The sequence below is a fragment of the Xaviernesmea oryzae genome (genome assembly GCF_900109605.1).
GTDB lineage: Bacteria > Pseudomonadota > Alphaproteobacteria > Rhizobiales > Rhizobiaceae > Xaviernesmea > Xaviernesmea oryzae.
Window position 1 is genome coordinate 91,340 of the sequence record NZ_FOAM01000004.1, and the last position, 15,906, is coordinate 107,245.

The window sequence follows — 15,906 nt, forward strand, 5'->3', positions numbered from 1 at the left end:
GATTGAGCACGTCTGCGAAGCTGGACACTGCCAAGAACAAGCAGGGAGAAGGCTCCCTGGTTCTCAGGCTGGACGATGTGCGTCCCAACCGTGTGCCTGCAAAGCGCGACGCCGCGCCGCAACTGCCTACAGGCCGCCCGCGCAAGACCGTCGTCACCTATAAGACCGAGAAGATCACCGGCTTCGTCAAGACGGCCAGTGGCGGCATTTCCGGCACGGCGGTGTCCTTCTTCCTGATGGTCATCCTCCCGACCATTCTCGGCGCGCTCTATTTCGCGTTCGTCGCCTCACCGCAATATGCGTCCGAATTCCGCTTCTCCGTCCGTCCGTCTTCGACAGGCGGCGGCTCCATGGCGGCGGAAGCGGCGGTGATCATGTCCAACAGCTACATCGTGTCCGACTATATTCTTTCGCGCGATGCGGTGGAGGCCTTGGACAAGACGGTAGGCCTGCGAACGATCTATTCGAACGAGAACATCGACAGCTGGTCGCGCCTCTCACCGGATGCATCCATCGAGAAGATGGTCAGCTATTGGAAAAAGCGTGTCTCGACCAATTACGATTTGACCACAGGCATCAACATCGTTGAAGTCTCGGCTTTTCGCCCCGAGGATGCGCAGCGGATCGCCGAGGGTCTGAAGGTCCTCTGCGAAAAGCTCATCAACGAAATTTCCGAAAAGGCCCGGCAGACGCAGATGTCTGTCTCCAAGGCAGAGCTGGATCGTGCTGCGGATCGCCTGCGCGATCTGCGTCGTGAGCAGACCGCGTTGCGCGTCGACCAAGGCACGATCGATGCACGCAAGGAAGCCGATGCCAAGCTGCAGCTATCGACCAAGCTGCGTGCCGAACAATCGCAATTGAAATCCGAATATTCCTCGCTGTCCAGCTATATGGACAGCAAGTCACCCAAGCTCACGGTTTTGCGCAGCCAGATCAAGGCGAATGAAGAGCAGCTGGCGCTCATGCAGTCGCAGATCACCGACACCAACGACACGAGCGGCGCCTTGGGCGGCGCGACCCTGGTGACGCGCTATGACGAGATCGAAACCGATATCGACATTGCCACCAAATACTATCAGTCGATGCTGACCAACTTCGAAAATGCCCGCATGCAGGCGAGCAATTCGCAGATCTATCTGGCCACCTATGTGCAACCCGGCATGCCGCAGATCGCCGCCTATCCGCGGGTGTTCTTCGACACGGTGCTGGTCCTGCTGTCGGCCATCGGCATCTGGGTCGTTTCGACGCTGATCTTCTACAGTATCCGCGATCACGCTTGATCTGACAGGACGGCAAGAGGAAGGCTGTTTCTCCATGACGCAGAATGTCTTGCTGCTTGGCACCTCACGCCAATTGCGGATCATCAGCGCGCTGACGATCCGCGAAGTGCGGCTGCGCAACAGCAAGCATGCCTTTCATCAGCTTTTCGACCTTGGCGAGGCCTTGGTCTTCATCCTGGTGCATTGGATCATTTTCAACGTGATGCACCGTCAGCTGATGATCGGCGACAGCCTGCTGATCTTCATTTCCACTGGTGTGATGCCCGTGCTGTTTTTCCGCACGATTTCGATTCGCGCGGCAACGGCGGTCGAGGCCTCGAAAGGGGTAACCTCCATTCCGCTGGTCGGCGCGTTGGACTATTCTATTGCCCGCTCTTTCGTGGAGTTTCTGGCTTTCACGCTGACATTCAGCCTATTTTTCGCCATGGCTTCCGCCTTTGGCGCATCGCGCTTCTCACTGCCGACCAATTACGAGGCGCTGATCCAGTTCATCTTCCTGGTCACGCTTTTCGCCTTCGGCATCGGTCTAATCAATTCCTTCATCACATTTCTCTTTCCGCTTTGGAAGTTCATCTGGGGGATGTTCTCGCGTGTCCAGATTTTCTTCAGCGCGGTCTTTTATATTCCCGAATACATGCCGCCACAGATAAAATATTATGTCTCCTTCAACCCGATCATGCAGTTCGTATCTCTGTTTCGGACGGCCTTTTATCCGACCTATCCGACCCATTTGATCTCTTTGAACTATATGATTGTGTGGACAGTCTGTGCCTTGGTGATCGGCTTGGCGCTTGAGCGCACATTGCGCAACCACCGACATCACTAAAAGACGTCGCGGATCGCGTTACATCCTAACGCGAGCGCCCAATCCTAGGCATTAGCATCTGGCATAAGGCTTGGGTCATCTTTGAGCTGCAAGCACGCAGTCGAGATGTTGAAATCACGCCGGCAGGCTGATCTCGTGCTATGGCTCGATGCCAGCACCCAAACGATCAAGGTGAGCCTTCCAACACGGTGACAGAAGACATAGCTCCGCAGGCTCAACAGCCTTGTCGAGGGTCGTTGCGCTTCTTATCCGCGTGCTACCGCCGTTGCCTACTTTCCAGCGAACGTCGTCACGGTGTTTCCGATGGTGGCCGCCTGGGCGACTGGGGCCGCAGTCATGCTGACCAGCGTCGAGAACTTGCGGATCTCGGCCAGCGACGAGTTGGCGATATAGACGAGGTCGCGGTTTTGCACACGGAAGCTCTTCATAAGGAAGAAGCCGTTCGGATCCTTCAGGTCGATCTGATAGATCACGTTGACCAGATTGCCTGCACCCGGATAGGTGCGGCCAGGGGCCATGCGCGCGACGACCGAGGCAGGCTCGGTACGATAGATGAACACACCCTTGGCATCCGCCCGCTCGTCGGACAGACCGCCGACCTTGGCCAGCGCCTGATTCAGATAGAGTTCGGGCTCATCGAACTGGATTGAGGAATTGGCCGTAGCCGCGCCGAACACGGTGAAGCTGCGTGGCTGGCGGATCAGGGCGACGATGTCATTCGGCTGGACATAGATGTTTTCGCGCGGGTCGGAGATCAGCCTTTCCAGAGGCACGGTCTGGCTGCGTGTGCCACGGGTGATCTGGACGGCCAGCGCCTGGGATTCCGAGCGTGGCCCGCCCGCCAGCGCAATGACGTCGAGAATGCGCGTGGCGCGCGGTGACAGCGAGATAAGACCGCTCTGCGCCACCTCGCCCGTAACGGTCACGGTATTGGAGACGTTCTTGACGACATGGACGAGAACCTGCGGCTCGACCGCCATGCGCGTCAACGCTTTCTCAATGTCGGTCTTGACCTGCTGCGGCGTACGCCCTGCGGCACGCACTTGGCCGGCATAGGGCACAGAAATCATCCCGTCTTCGCCGACCGGCTGCTCGGGGATCTGCGTACCGCCGGATTTCGCGCCGGTGCCGGCGGAAAACAGGCCGTTGTCGGACGCCTCCCAGATGGACACCATGACGATATCGCCGACGCCGATCAGGGATACGCTCTGCTTCTGGCCGCTGCCAAAGGTCGTGGAAAGCCGCTCGGGATCGATCTGCGTCATCAGGCTCAGCGTCGTCGCCGTCACCGGAATCAGCACGTAAGGCGACGTACGCTCTGTGCTGCCGCTCTTGATCGCATCGGCGCTTGGCCCGGAACTTGGAAGACCCGTACAGGAAGAAAGCGCCAGAGACAGCGAGATTGCCAGGGGACCGACCGTTTTCTTCGTGATTATCATAGACTTACCAGTTTACCGGAACCCATGGCGCCAATTGAAACTATCCGCGCGCGCACTTTGCATAGCCCAAAGCCCCACCATCTTCAACGGCCGGAAACCCTGCAGGGACCATCTCGTTCAAAAGGCAGGCAGCGTGTCACCCGCTTGCCTCAGCTTGGCGCGCGTCCACCGGCCACACCCTGGCCCCGGTCCGTTAACAAGAGCTTTTCATTTGCGTTGATTCAAAGACGGTACAATGCAGTAAGCCTTGCTCAACCACTTGCATTCTAAGGCTTTCATTGATTTTAACCATAAAGACAGGCAGCATGGACAGGCTGTGGGAGAAGGTGCTGGGCCAGCTTGATAGGAAGAGGTCACGACATCCTGTCGCATGTGAAACTAAAAAATTAAATTCTACATCGACATATGCCTAGGAGACATTGCGACGATGTCCAGCATCGATCGACAAGGAAACTCTCAATATGCGGACATTTCTTGAAGGCTCCGCCATCAGGGCCGGGCAAGAGATCGTCGCGATTGCCCGCAATGGTCCACGGACCACCATCAAAGCGGATGGCTCCCCGTCCACCGATGCCGACGAGCGGGCGGAAGAGCTCATTCTCGCCGATCTGGCTGAGGCCTATCCCGATATTCCCGTTGTTGCGGAGGAGGCCGCATCGAGCGGAGCGACGGTCGAGGCGGCGGATCGGTTCTTTCTGGTCGATCCGCTTGATGGCACCAAGGAGTTCCTCGGCCATCGTGACGGATACACCGTCAATATTGCTCTCGTCCGCCAGGGCGTACCCATTGCCGGCGTGGTTTACGCGCCGGCGTTCAAGACGGGATACAGCGCCGTGGATGGCGTGGCGGAGAAGTTTCTGACTGATGACGACGGCGCGATCACGCAGCGCTTCAAGATCGGCGTGCGCGCGGCACCACAGAGTCCTGTCGTGCTGGCTAGCATCGCGCATTGTACGGCGGAGACGGAAGACTTCATCCGCGATTGCGGCTTTCAAGAGCGGCGGTCGATTGGCTCATCTCTGAAGTTCTGCCTGCTTGCCGAGGGCATGGCCGATGTCTATCCCCGCTTCGGCCGTACGATGGAGTGGGATACGGCTGCAGGCGATGCAGTGCTGCGCGCGGCCGGGGGATGCGTGCATACGCTGGATGGCCATCTGCTGACCTATGGCAAGCGCGGGCAGGCCACCGACGTCGACTATGCAAATCCGCACTTCATCGCCTGCGGCAGTCACCAGGATCGCTATTTCCGGGAAAAGCTACAGGCTTCAACAGCACCATAGGGCTTTGACCTCGCCGACGAGGGCCTGACGGGTCCATCACCCCTGGCGCTTGATGTTGTCGATCAGCGTCATCACCAGGGCAAGCAGCAGCGTCAGGGGACCATCTGCGGCCGAGTGAGATCCCGGATTGTGCTGGGCATACATGCCGACCTTGGAGACCGGCTTTTCTTCCACGCGCATGCCGCTTTTGCCGAGCGTCCACCATCCATCCTGCATGATCCGCTCCACCATGAAGGTGGCGACATCGAGCGAGCGCGACGGGGAGCCCGGCGGCGGAATATCGGCGGCGGTCGGCGCCCGGCTGTGGATGATGACGTAATAGAGATGGCGAATGCCCTCATCGAGTTCGTCATCGCCTTCGCCGAGGCTGTTGATCTTGCTGCGCAGCTTGCGAAGATCGGCAAGGGTAATCGCCCCGCCCTCGGCCACCCGCTCGACCTCCTGCGCAAAGCGGTCCAGATCCTCCTGGCTGCGGTTCATCAGCCCGGCCAGCGCGGAACCTTCGGCGGCCTGGCGATTGCGGATCACCTTGGCTGCGCCCCGAATACCCTCCTTGAAGCCTTCGCGACGCAGTTCCACCTGCTGGGCCTGCAGCGCCGTGATCACCTGCGATAGTTCCAGGAGAAGTTGAGCGGCAGGCTCGCTGGGTGTCGCGGCCGCCTGTTCACGCGCGCGCGCCAGCACGTCGTCTGGATGAGGCGGCGATAGATCTGTCATGGCTGCGCGATTCTCTCGTTACAGGAACGGGCGGACAAAATGTCAGAGGAATGACGGCACCGCCAGCCGTCATTCCGCAGTTCGGGCGTCAAGCCCCTGCCCCGGACTGCGGCGGCACCCTGCCAACGCAGTCACGACGCTTGAGGCCGCAACGACATGCTATACCAGTTTGGCATAAAGCTCTTCCAGCCGCTTTTCATAGCGCTCAGGCGAGAACAGCTCCGCTTGCCGATAGCCCAGCGCCTCGTAATGAGCGACCATGGCATCGTCATTCTGCATGTCGCGCAGGCTCTGCGCGATGGCGCCGACATTATAGGGGTCGACAAGATAGGCGCTGTCGCCTGCCACTTCGGGATTGGCGCCTTCCTTCCCCGTGATAACGGCCGTGCCGAGCTGCATCGCTTCGAGAATTGGCAGACCGAAGCCCTCGTAAAGCGACGGAAACACCACCGCGCGCGCGCAACGGATCACCGATGTGAGCAAGCTCAGGGGAAGATAGTCCAGTCGCACGACCTGGGTGGAGCGCGAGATGTGGGTCAGTGTCGGATCCGGTGGCGGCTCGTCGCGGGCGGCCTTGCGGCCCGCTGGCGTCGAGGGGACGCCGAGCAGGCGCAACTCCTTGGCATCCTTCCAGACCAGCTGACCGACGATGACAAGGGGATAGTGGACCTGGCTCGCCAGGAAGGCTTCGATGATCCGTCCGACATTTTTCTTAGGTTCGATGGCGCCGAAGAACAGGAAATATTTCTTGTTTTCCAGGCCGAAGATCGAGGACACCTCGGTGGCCACATCGTCATGGCTGCGTTGAAGGATCGCCGGCGGCAGGCTGACAGCCTGGTAGGTGTTGGTAACCCGGCTCTCGTCAACACCCAGGAGATCGACGATATCGCGCTTGGACACTTCCGAAACGGTGACGATATGATCCGCCTTGCTGGCGATCGTCTGCACCGTCTTCAGGAATTCCTTCTTGTCGTCGAGCGTCGCATAGGGAAGCCGCAGGGGGACGAGATCGTGGATCGTATAGATATTGGCAGCCCCCTTCAGCTTGATCGGCAACGGATAGGTCCAATGCGCGATGGCGGCGGGCTGCTCATATTGCGTCGTCATGAAATGGCCAAAGACGCGGAAGTGCCATTGCGAATACCGGTAGAGATTGCGCGCGTTCAAAATCCGGTCATGGCTGGGAAGGCTGCCTTGCGCGGTGCGGGCAATGACCTTGCCGGTGATGGGAACCGTGCGTGCGGTCACCGGCATGGCCCAGGACGTCGACAGCGCGCTGACCACCTCGCCGACCTTGAGCGGTTTGGTCGATGGATCGAAGAAGTTGACTTCCGCCAACAACTTGTCCTTGCCGACACCCCGGCGCAAGCCATAGAGCAGATCGACCTTATGACCCATCTTGGAGATCTGGCTGGACAGGTTGCGGGCATAGGTGGCGATCCCCGTGCCCTTCTCCAGCGCCAGATTATAGCCATCCACCATGATTCGCGGTTTGGTCATTCCACTCCGATCCCTTACAGCATCGTCGTTTCATCGAAACGTCTAATGCTATAACAATTTAATTTTGCTGCACTTTCCTCCGCGAACCCACTCAGGTCCAGGGACTGATACAGTCAATCGGCGGCGGCGTCTGATCGATCAGGAGCCGCGCCCGTCCTTGCGTCTTCTCGGCCCTCTCACAAGGACAGGACCCTACCGCGGCAGCATCGACGTTGGGCGCAGCGATAGCACCTGCGTCCATCACCCGCGAGCAAGGTCTTAAAAACAGACAATGGCGCCGGGATGCAAGACGAAACCGCGTCTTACGTGCTGTTCCTATACAACCACGCCGTCGCATCCGAACACATCGCGATCCCGCCGATCAGGAAAACAGCAACCGGCCAAGCAGTCGCAATGCCCTTTCCGGCCGTTCGCGGAAGAAGGAGGCGGGAAAGGCGCGGCAGTAGGCAGCATCTTCCTGCGTGGCCACGCGCGCGACGACCGGCGAGACGAGCTGAGCGGCAAGCCGTGTCCACGCCCCCTTTTGCGGCGCGCCTTCCCATTCAATCGCCGCCCGATCATCCGGCGACTGAAGATGGCCTAGCGCCCGCTCGAAATCGATCGGCAGACCGATTTGCGGGTCGAAATAGCGCGGATAAAGCAGATAGGCCCCGGCGAACAGCGCCTCCAGCGACAGGCGCCTGCGGCGGCGCGTCATCCCGGAGCGATCATCCGTCAGCCCCCAGCCCGCATAGAAGGGATAGCCGGCGACGGTCACAGGGATGCGCCGCATCAATGCCTCGAAGCCGGCAAGGGAAGTCAGCGTGTAGACCCGGTCCACGGTCGAGAGCGCTTCGGCAATCGGCGCGCGCTCGGTCGAGATCCGGCAGATTTTTGCCAAGTCTTGGAGATCCACTCGGCTTGGCCTGACGCCGGCCACCACATCGGGATGCGGCCGGAAGATGACCTCGGCATCCGGATTCTCCGTCACCGCCAGTCTGACGAGTTCGTCCTGCGCGCGCATCCTCGTGCAGCCGAAGCGGATCGAGGCATCGTCGTCCACCTGCCCGACGACCAGGATGCGCGGCCGCGTCTTCTCGCCATAGAGCGAGCCGGCTGCCGTCAGCGCCGCGCCATTATATTTGCTTAAGCCCCGCGCGAGCATCACCTGCATGCCGACGACGGCCCTTTCGAGCAGAAGGGGATCAGCCTCGAAATCATGGGTTTCGAGCAGGCGCTCCAGGTCGGACGGCGTGCGTGCATCGAAATAGGCCGTCCGGCTGTCGAGCGCCAGCGAGAGCGGCGGCGTACGGCTGGCATTGGGCCGGGCGGAGCGGATGAACCCGTCCTCCATGACGAGGATGTTCAGCCCGGCACGCTGTGCAAAGTCCTCCACGTGCGGCGGGAGGTTGAGGCTCCAGACCAGAATATCCGGTCGCCGGGCCGCCATGTCCGGCGTCAGCCATCGCCGGCACAGGACCCGCGGGCTACAATGGAAGGGAAGAAAGACGAAATCGCGCTCGGGAAAATAGCGCCTCAGGATCGCCTGTTTCCAGGCATGGATGTGGATACCCAGCGTCAGCCGCCGGCCCGGCACGTCGTCGCGCTGCAGGGCATGGGCGTCGTGCGCCGCGCCACCGGCCTCCCCCGCCGTCATCTCAGTTCAGCGCCATATTGTCCGCGCCGCCTTCGATGCCCTCGGCATAGCCGTCGCCCTCACGCAGGCGCTCAGGTCCGAGCCGGTCCTGGGCTGCCCAGATCGTTTCCGCCGGGTGAAGCGCCTGATTGTCGAGCACCCAAAAGCTGTTGCAATATTTGGCGAGAAGGCTGGGCGATGAGGAAATCATCAGGAAACCGCAATTGCGCATGCGCTCGGCGATCAGCTCCTCGCAACGCTCCCGGAAGGAGGCACGCCCGCCGACCAGCGTACCATCGACGATGTAGATCTCGAAGGGGATCGCATAGACGGCGGTGAACATGATGCGCGTGCGCTCATCGCGGTTCAGCATGTTGAACGGCTTGTCGATCGCCTTGCCCACCTCGGCGAAGTCGATGATGAAGCGGATGATCGGCACGGGATCGAAGCCGAAGACGCGGCAGAGGAAGGCTAGGTTCTCGCGCGCGGTCAAAAGGCCGTTGAAGATGCCCCCGCCGGCCACCGGAAAAGAGATGAGCGAGGTGCGCTTGATGCGGCCGCGATCGGCATTGAGCTTGCCGGTGCACAAGGAGGCGAGCGTGCTTTTGCCGCTGCCGGGCGGCGCAAGCACGCCGGTCAGCTGATCGGCTGCGAATTCGGCGCTGGCGTCGGTAAGCACCGTCGTGCGCTCGGTCTTGCGCCTCAGCGTCTTATGCACATGAGAAAAAATGATCGACATGCTCGTCCTTCTGCGCCGCCTGCCTGCCGTCACATGCTCTTCGGTGCCGGCCGGTCATCCGCGATGCGGGCGCGAATTTCCTGCATCCAGCCGAGGCCGTCCAGAGGGCTCAGGAAGGTGGTGCCGGGCGGAGCGATCTCGCGGAACACCTCGAGATCGGCGACCACGGCCGGCACGCCCAGCGCCGCGGCTTCCAGAAGCGGAATGCCGAGCCCCTCGCAGAAGGAGGGAAACAGCAATGCGGCCGAAGCCGTCAACAGCGTCTGGACCTCGCCATCCGTCAGCCCGTCGAACTCGACGACATGATCCTTGAGATAGTCGCAACGCTCCAGCATGTCCACAATGTTCTCATTTTCCCAGCCGCGCTTGCCGAGAACCAGGAGGCGGGGCGCATCGCCCTGCATGGCCATCTCGCGCCAGATGTTCAACAGAAGCAGATGGTTCTTGCGCGGCTCGATGGTGCCGAGAATGGTGAAGAAGGGCCTGCGATCCTCGAGAAAGGCAGCCACGGCCGGGCGCGGGCGCACATGCTCCACCTTGGTGAATTCCAGCCTGGGAATATTGACGTGGAAGGCGCGCACCGGCCAGCCACGCTTGGCCGCAAAGGCCTGGAGCCGCCGGTCCGTGTCATTGGAATTGCTGATGAAATCCAGCGGCGCGTCGGCAAGCGCACCGAGATAGCGTGTAAAGGCCGGCGCCGTTTCCGGCCGCTGATATTCGGGATATTCGATCGGGATCAGGTCGTGAACATAGACCGCCCGCGCCATGCGGGCCTGCGGATCGAGGCGGCGCATCCCGCCCTTCAGCTTGGCCACGCCCGAATGGGAGGCGACCACATAGGTCGTCTGCTCGTCGATGATCTGCCGGTCGAGTGGCAAGGCCCGCCGCAGGAAAGGCAGAGCCGACGAGGACAGACGTGCGCCCCGTCCCGGCAGCGCCGTCTCGTCACCGCGCCAGGCGCGGTCGAGCTCGGTGAGGATCTGACGGCCAAGCGCTTGCGGCAGAAGAACGATGCCATGCATGCCGGCATGGACGAAATGGCATGCATCACCGAAGCGGGCCATGAGATCGAGCCCGATCGCCAGATCGATGCGATCGACCCCGGTGCCGAAACGGCGGCCGCGATTGCGATAGAGCCGAGATATATCGAAGAGGACGCGCGGCGTCCGGATCGTCAGCGGGTCGAGAAACAGCCTGTACATGCGCGGATCCGCCGCCTCCTGTCCTTGCCCATGACGGCGATGCATATGCATGCGGCCGAGACGGCGCCTCGCGGGTTGACTGCGACACGTGCGCCCGGCAGCGGCCGCAGGCGGTGGCAAGCGTCAAAATCGAACTCATCGAGCCCGCTTCTAGCCAATCGCGAGCCGCTGGAAAAGGTTTCGGACCTTTCCGTCCAACGGCCAGAACGGCAAAAACCCCGCCTTCTGCCGAAGACGGGGCCGCGCTGTCAAAGGCCTGTGAGGATCAGACCTTGCGCTTTTTCTGGCGGTAGACGTCGATGACCACGGCGGCGACGATGATCAAGCCCTTGACGATCTCCTGGTAATAGGCGTCGACCCGCAAAAAGGTGAAGCCTGACGTCATGACACCGAGGATCACCGTGCCGATGACCGTGCCCGTGATACGGCCGACGCCGCCGGTGAGCGAGGTGCCGCCGATGACGGTCGCGGCAATGGCGTCGAGTTCATACATCACGCCCATGCCGGCCTGGGCGGTCTGGGCGCGGGCGGCCGTGACGACGCCGGCGAGGCCGGCCAGCATGCCGGCAATGGCATAGACCTTGACCAGATGTGACTCGATGTTGATGCCCGAGACCCGGGCTGCCTGCGGATTGGCGCCGATCGCATAGGTGAACTTGCCATAGCGTGTATAGCGCAGCGCGACATGGAAGATCAGGGCAACCACGAGGAAGACGATGACGGGCCAGATGCCGGTTCCGATGAAATTAAATTGGTCCGTCAGGCCCGAGACCGGCTGACCCTTCGTGTACCACTTGGAAATGCCGCGGGCCGAGACCATCATGCCGAGCGTGGCAATGAAGGGCGGGATTTTCGTGCGGGCGATCAGCTGGCCGTTGATGATGCCGGCGATCAGGCCGACGGCAACACCCAATGCAATCGGCACGATGGCCGGCAGATCGGTGAGCGAGGGATAGAGCGCACGCGGCCAGGTGGATGCCTGGGCAACGCTGGCTGAAAACATCGCGGTCATGCCGACGACGGAGCCGGAGGACAGATCGATGCCGCCGGTGATGATCACCTGGGTGACACCGACCGCGATGATGCCGATCACCGAGACCTGCAGGATCATGATGGTCAGGCGCTGCGGATTCATCAGGAAGCTCTGGCCGACGAAAATCCAGCCGAGCGCCTCGTAAACCAGCGCAATCCCGATCAGGACGAGAAAGATGTTGAGTTCGGGCGGCAGCCGGCGGCGCGGGGCCGGCGGCGCGGCCGGGGCATGGGCTTCGACTTTCGTGGTCATTGATATCCTCCCTGGATGAAGCCGGCGCCTATTGGGCCGCCAGCTCCATGACCTTGATTTGCGTGGCTTCGGCCCGGTCGAGAATGCCGGTGACGCGCCCCTCATGCATGACCATCACCCGATCGCTCATGCCGAGCACCTCCGGCATCTCCGAGGAGATCATCAGGACGGCGACGCCGGTGCGGGCGAGTTCGGTGACGAGACGATGGATCTCGGCCTTGGCGCCGACATCGATCCCTCGTGTCGGCTCGTCGAGAATGAGGATGCGCGGATGGGTGAGCAGCCAGCGGCCGATCAGCGCTTTCTGCTGGTTGCCGCCGGACAGATTCTCGATCCGCTCCTGCAGGTTCGGCGTCTTCACGCGCAGCTTGCGGGCCATGTCGGCGCAGTCACGCGCCACGGCCTTCTCGTCGACGAAGCCGCCCTTGACATATTTGTCCTGGAGAACCGCGATCTGCATGTTTTCCTGAATGTCCAGGATCAGGAGACAGCCGGTATCCTTGCGGTCTTCGGTGAGGAAGGCCATGCGGTGGCGGATGGCGGCCGTGGGCGAGTCAACGGTCACCGGCTTGCCATCGATCGCGATGGTGCCTGCGCTAGCCGGCGTAACGCCGAACAGCGTCTCGGCCACATTGGACCGGCCGGAGCCGACGAGGCCGGCAAGTCCGAGGATCTCGCCCGCACGAATATCGAAGGATACATCGCGGAAGACGCCGTCGAGCGTCAGGTTCTTCACGGAGAGCACGACCTCGCCGATCGGCACCTCCTCCTTCGGGAACATCTGGGTGATTTCGCGCCCCACCATCATGCGGATGATGTCATCGCGTGTGACATCGCTGGAGGCGTGGGTGCCGATATATTTGCCGTCGCGGAAGACCGAGAATTCGTCGGCGATCTCGAACAGCTCGTTCATCTTGTGGGTGATGTAGACGATGCCGATGCCCTGGGCCCTGAGATCGCGGATGATAGTGAAGAGGTGTGCGACCTCGCGCTCCGTCAGGGCCGATGTCGGCTCGTCCATGATCAAGACGTCGGATTCATAGGAGACGGCCTTGGCGATCTCGACCATCTGTCGATTGGCGATCGACAGGTCGCGCACCTCCATCTGCGGATCGAGCTTGATATTCAGCCTGGCAAAGAGATCCGCCGTCTTGCGGTTCATCTCCGTGTGATCGACGAAGCCGAAGCGGTTCAACGGCTCGCGCCGGATCCAGATATTCTCGGCAATGGTCATGAAGGGCATCAGGTTCAGCTCCTGATGGATCATGGCGATGCCGTTCTTCAGCGCATCGAGCGGCGACGTCAGCTGGATGTCCACGCCGCGCAATTTGATCTCGCCCTTGTCGGGCTGGTAGATGCCGGCCAGGATCTTCATCAGCGTCGATTTGCCGGCGCCGTTTTCGCCCATCAGCGCATGCACCGTGCCGCGCTTCAAGCGAAAGGACACATCGTCCAGAGCGACGACGCCGGGAAATTCCTTGCGCACGCCGGTGACGGTCATCAGATATTCGGACTTGGGCACGGCGCCGCTCGCGCGCACGGCCGCCATGGTCGACGGGCTGATCATCGCGTTTCTCCCTGAACGAGAGCCTTCAAGGGCCCCGATGGTCGGCCGGCATCCTGTCGCCGGCCGCACGCTTCCTGGCCGCAAACCGGGCATCCAAGCGGGAACGTTCGCCCCAGATGGATGCCCGGCATGTGGTTAGTTCTTGGCCTGGAAGGTCTTGAGGTTTTCCGGCGTGACCAGCTGGAAGGGAACGTAGTTCTTCTTCTCGACCTTCTCGCCCTTGACGAGCTTCATGGCCGCATCGACGGCGCCGCGGCCCTGGCCGGCAGCATCCTGGAACACGGTGACATCGAGATCGCCGGCGGCCATGGCGGCCAGCGCGTCCTGGGTGGCGTCGACACCGGCGACGACGACGGTGTCCATCTTCCGGCCGGCTGCCTTCAGCGCCTGGATGGCGCCGATCGCCATTTCGTCATTGTTGGAGACGACGGCATCGAATTCCAGCCCGGCGGAGAGCCAGTTGGTGACAAGGTCGCTGCCCTGGGTGCGCGACCAGTTGGCCGTCTGCTCCTCGACGATTTCGAGGCCCTTGCATGCATCGGTGGCGATGACGTCCTTGACGTCCTGGGTGCGCATGCGCGCGGCCTGGTTGGACAGCTCGCCCATGATCACGACGATCTTGCCCTTGCCCTTCAGCAGGCGGCAGACTTCCTGGGTCTCCAGCGTGCCGGATTCCTTTTCGTTGGAGGCGACGAAGGCCTGCTTTTCGGGCAGGTTGTCGACATTGACCGGCTCGCGATTGACGTAGACGAGCGGGATCTTGGCATCGGCAGCGATCTTCGACATGGCAGCCGTCGCGTCGGTGTCGACGGGGTTGACGATGATCGCATCGACGCCCGAGGCGATGAAGTTCTGGATCTGGCTCTGCTGCTTGGCCACGTCGTTCTGCGCGTCCTCGACCTGCAGGGTCACGCCATCCAGCGTCTTGGCATAGGTCTGCATGCCGTTGCGCAGGACGGTCAGGAAGTTGTCGTCGAACAGCGCCATCGAGACGCCAATGGTCTGGGCCTGAGCGGCGCCGGACATCAATACGGCCATGGCAGCGCCGAGAATGAACTTTTTCATGTAATTTCCTCCTCCAACGGTGGCCGGCACCACCCTCCTCACGCCGGCAGACAGAGCCGCGCTTCGCGAACCCTGCAATCTTCCGGTTGCTCCCCGCCTCTCCTCAGGCCTGGGCAACCGCTCCAGGAAAACAGAACAAAAAGACCGATATCCTGTGTATACGGAATATGTATTCTATTTTTTGACCCGGCGTCAAGCCTCCGCCGGGCCGCTTGTCATGTGATGGAAAGCGCCTGTTCACAAAGACGCGCAGGGCATTGGTTAGATATGACTTTCGATCAAGGCGATGCTCTCGGCAAGGGCGGAACGGACGTCCGGAAGGCTGTGAACATCGGGAGAAAAAGGTTCGAACGAAAAGAAACCGGCATAGCCACCGGCGCGCAGCCGCGCGATCTGGCCGAGATTATCGAGGCGGTCGCCCTCGGTCACCAGAACCCGATGCGGATCACGCATGTCGCTGACAGCAACTCCGGCATCGGCAACGCCGGAAATATGAACGAGGCCCGTGAGCTCAGGATGGAACGCATCCTCTCCCGCAAGGTGATGATGGAACGTGTCATGCACGAGCTTGAAGGTGCCCTCGCCCTGTACGGCGCGGATGCCGTCGGCGGCCTCGCTCTTGGAGCGCAGCGAGCAGATCTCGAAGCCGAGCGGCTCCACAAGGCCCGTCAGGCCGGCGGCGTCCAGGCGCGGCTTCAGCGCGGCCAAAGCGGTCGCAAGATTAGCCTGCCGCTCGCCATCGGCCTGGCCCGAGCCATCATTGACCGGCACCAGAACCAGGGCTTTGGCGCCGGCGTCGCGGGCATAAGCGATCAAGGCCTCGGCCTCGGCTTCGCGTTCCGGCGTCCATTGATTGAAGCGCTGCAGTGCGTTGATCGAGATGATGGTCAGGCCGGCAGCCTGGGCGGCGGCCTTGACGACATCAGGCGGCGTGCCGTCGAGGATCGCATTGCCCGCGAGGTCGTTGCGGATTTCGACTGCATCGATGCCGAGATCGCGGGCCAGCGCAAAGAAGCGGTCGAGCGGCAGGCCCGGGGCTGCCATATGGTTGAGCGCGAAGCGCAACGTGGTCATGGATGATATCTCCTTGGTGATGCTGAAAAGGATCGGAGGATGGCGCGGGATCCCCGGCCGGGGAAGCCGACCGGGTTATGCCGCAGGTCCGGCGGCCTTGCGCTGGCAGTGTCACGCGCCCAGCGCCGTTTTGGCCGATGCGGCTCGTCCAGCCTGCCCGACGCAGTGCCGTGCCGGTGGGTCGATGTCGCCTGCCCTCCTCCTCCGGCACGGATGTTGACGCGGCACGGCAGTGCCGTCAAAGCGCAAGCTCGGGCTTTCGCCCTCATCTGTGACAGGATGCAGGCGGCATGATGCAAGAATTCTTGCAAAGAGGG

The 15,906-nt window shown here is 61.6% G+C and carries 13 protein-coding genes; 3 read left to right on the plus strand and 10 right to left on the minus strand.

Features of this window, described 5'->3' with window-relative positions:
- Positions 1-2 precede the first annotated feature (2 nt).
- A complete protein-coding gene (locus BMX61_RS05890; protein WP_075628556.1) occupies positions 3-1,280 on the plus strand; it encodes a KpsE/RkpR family capsule polysaccharide export protein in 1,278 nt (425 codons plus the stop codon).
- 34 nt (positions 1,281-1,314) lie between these two features.
- On the plus strand, positions 1,315-2,106 hold the full coding sequence (locus BMX61_RS05895) for an ABC transporter permease (protein WP_234794607.1): 792 nt from the start codon (positions 1,315-1,317) through the stop codon (positions 2,104-2,106).
- Between the two features lie 269 nt (positions 2,107-2,375).
- Here the strand turns inward: BMX61_RS05895 and BMX61_RS05900 are convergent, their stop codons facing one another.
- The gene (locus BMX61_RS05900; protein ID WP_075628555.1) at positions 2,376-3,545 is read right to left on the minus strand and encodes a polysaccharide biosynthesis/export family protein; all 1,170 of its coding nucleotides are present in this window, start codon (positions 3,543-3,545) and stop codon (positions 2,376-2,378) included.
- Positions 3,546-4,006: 461 nt separating this feature from the next.
- Here BMX61_RS05900 and cysQ point away from each other — a divergent pair, with 461 nt between their 5' ends.
- A complete protein-coding gene (cysQ, locus tag BMX61_RS05905; RefSeq protein ID WP_075628554.1) occupies positions 4,007-4,825 on the plus strand; it encodes a 3'(2'),5'-bisphosphate nucleotidase CysQ in 819 nt (272 codons plus the stop codon).
- A gap of 36 nt (positions 4,826-4,861) precedes the next feature.
- Here the strand turns inward: cysQ and BMX61_RS05910 are convergent, their stop codons facing one another.
- The 9 genes from BMX61_RS05910 to BMX61_RS05950 form a co-directional block, all read right to left on the minus strand.
- Complete coding sequence (locus BMX61_RS05910) at positions 4,862-5,542, minus strand: hypothetical protein (RefSeq protein ID WP_075628553.1); 681 nt, start codon at positions 5,540-5,542, stop codon at positions 4,862-4,864.
- 159 nt (positions 5,543-5,701) lie between these two features.
- On the minus strand, positions 5,702-7,042 hold the full coding sequence (locus BMX61_RS05915; protein WP_234794608.1) for a glycosyltransferase family 4 protein: 1,341 nt from the start codon (positions 7,040-7,042) through the stop codon (positions 5,702-5,704).
- A gap of 361 nt (positions 7,043-7,403) precedes the next feature.
- The gene (locus BMX61_RS05920; RefSeq protein ID WP_234794609.1) at positions 7,404-8,678 is read right to left on the minus strand and encodes a capsular polysaccharide export protein, LipB/KpsS family; all 1,275 of its coding nucleotides are present in this window, start codon (positions 8,676-8,678) and stop codon (positions 7,404-7,406) included.
- Between the two features lies 1 nt (position 8,679).
- Positions 8,680-9,396 (minus strand): P-loop NTPase family protein, encoded by a 717-nt coding sequence (locus BMX61_RS05925; protein WP_075628552.1) that lies wholly within the window; start codon positions 9,394-9,396, stop codon positions 8,680-8,682.
- Between the two features lie 29 nt (positions 9,397-9,425).
- A complete protein-coding gene (locus tag BMX61_RS05930) occupies positions 9,426-10,598 on the minus strand; it encodes a glycosyltransferase family 4 protein (RefSeq protein ID WP_075628551.1) in 1,173 nt (390 codons plus the stop codon).
- 265 nt (positions 10,599-10,863) lie between these two features.
- A complete protein-coding gene (locus BMX61_RS05935) occupies positions 10,864-11,883 on the minus strand; it encodes an ABC transporter permease (RefSeq protein WP_075628550.1) in 1,020 nt (339 codons plus the stop codon).
- Positions 11,884-11,911: 28 nt separating this feature from the next.
- Positions 11,912-13,450: a sugar ABC transporter ATP-binding protein gene (locus tag BMX61_RS05940; protein ID WP_075628549.1), complete on the minus strand. Its 1,539-nt coding sequence runs from the start codon at positions 13,448-13,450 to the stop codon at positions 11,912-11,914.
- A gap of 135 nt (positions 13,451-13,585) precedes the next feature.
- Positions 13,586-14,515: a sugar ABC transporter substrate-binding protein gene (locus BMX61_RS05945; RefSeq protein ID WP_075628548.1), complete on the minus strand. Its 930-nt coding sequence runs from the start codon at positions 14,513-14,515 to the stop codon at positions 13,586-13,588.
- A 261-nt stretch (positions 14,516-14,776) separates the two neighbouring features.
- Positions 14,777-15,589, minus strand: coding sequence for a TIM barrel protein (locus BMX61_RS05950; RefSeq protein WP_075628547.1), 813 nt, complete (start codon positions 15,587-15,589; stop codon positions 14,777-14,779).
- Between the last annotated feature and the right edge of the window lie 317 nt (positions 15,590-15,906).